Annotated in this window: 1 protein-coding gene and 1 pseudogene; both read left to right on the forward strand. The window is 60.4% G+C overall.

Annotated features, from left to right (window positions below; translation table 11 throughout):
• Nucleotides 1-992: plasmid partitioning protein RepA (gene repA / locus EOA60_RS33185; RefSeq protein WP_128312632.1), on the forward strand; the 992-nt coding region annotated here is incomplete at its 5' end.
• A gap of 2 nt (nucleotides 993-994) precedes the next feature.
• Nucleotides 995-1,339: pseudogene (locus tag EOA60_RS33190) on the forward strand (plasmid partitioning protein RepB); the annotation flags it as partial.

Consider the following 1,339-nt stretch of genomic DNA (forward strand, 5'->3'; position numbering starts at 1 on the left):
GACATGGTCCGCAACCGCAGCCAAACGGCAGGCGACTATATTCCGTGGAAGATATTGATCGGCTCCGCCAGTTTCTCGATGAGGCGAACTCGAAGGCGCCTGGAAAATACATTCGACATCGCAGGGCAGGGGAGAAGCTTCAGATTCTCTCGGTGATGAATTTCAAGGGCGGCAGCGCCAAGACCACCACGGCTGCCCATCTTGCCCAATTCCTGTCCTTGCGCGGCTACCGGGTGCTCGCCATCGACCTTGATCCCCAGGCCAGCCTGTCGGCCATGTTCGGCCACCAGCCTGAGCTCGATGTCGGCCCCAATGAAACCATCTACGGGGCGATCCGCTACGATGAGGAATGTCGCAGCATTCTGGAGATTGTGCGCTCGACCTATACGCCCAACTTGCACCTGATCCCGGGCAATCTCGAGCTGATGGAGTTCGAGCACGAGACGCCGAAGGTCTTGTCCAGCCGGCAGCCGGGCACAATGTTTTTCGCTCGTTTGGGTGAATGCCTGGCCGAGATCGAAAGCGCATACGACGTCGTCGTCATCGACTGCCCGCCGCAACTTGGCTTCCTGACGCTGTCGGCCTTGTGCGCGGCCACGGCCGTCATCATCACCGTGCATCCTCAGATGCTCGACGTCATGTCGATGTCCCAGTTCCTGCTCATGACCTCGGACTTGCTCTCGGTCGTGGAAAACGCCGGCGGCAACACCGACTATGACTGGATGCGTTACCTGGTCACGCGGTTCGAGCCGAACGATGGTCCGCAAAGCCAGATGGCCGGGTTCATGCGCTCGATCTTTGGCAATCGAGTCCTTGAAAACGCCATGCTCAAGTCCACCGCGATCTCCGACGCCGGGTTGACCAAGCAGACCCTCTACGAAGTCGAGCGCGGGCAGTTCACGCGCGGGACATACGATCGCGCGCTCGAGAGCCTGACCCTTGTCAACGGCGAGATCGAGGAACTGATCCGCAAGACCTGGGGGCGTAAGTAGCAATGGCCCGCAAGAACCTCTTCGAAGTCTCCGAACCCTCTGGTGAGCAAACGCCTCCGGATGCCGCCAGGACGGCGTTGGTGCGGCCTCTAATGGGGTTGGACCGACCGCTCCAGCCGGGCCGGCCGGTCGGCGCCATCTCGCAATCGCTCGAAAACATCAATTCGCGCGCTCAGCGAGCAGAGGAGATCGAACGCAAGCTGTCTGAAGGGCAGGCGGTCGTTGAGCTCGATCCCAGCGTCATAGATCAATCCATCGTGGTCGATCGTCTGGGCGTGAGCGACGAAAGACGAGTGGCTCTCGTCGACCAGATCCGCGAGCATGGACAGCAAGTGCCTATCCTGGTG

The organism is Mesorhizobium sp. M1A.F.Ca.IN.020.06.1.1, from assembly GCF_004023265.1.
Classification (GTDB): Bacteria; Pseudomonadota; Alphaproteobacteria; order Rhizobiales; family Rhizobiaceae; genus Mesorhizobium.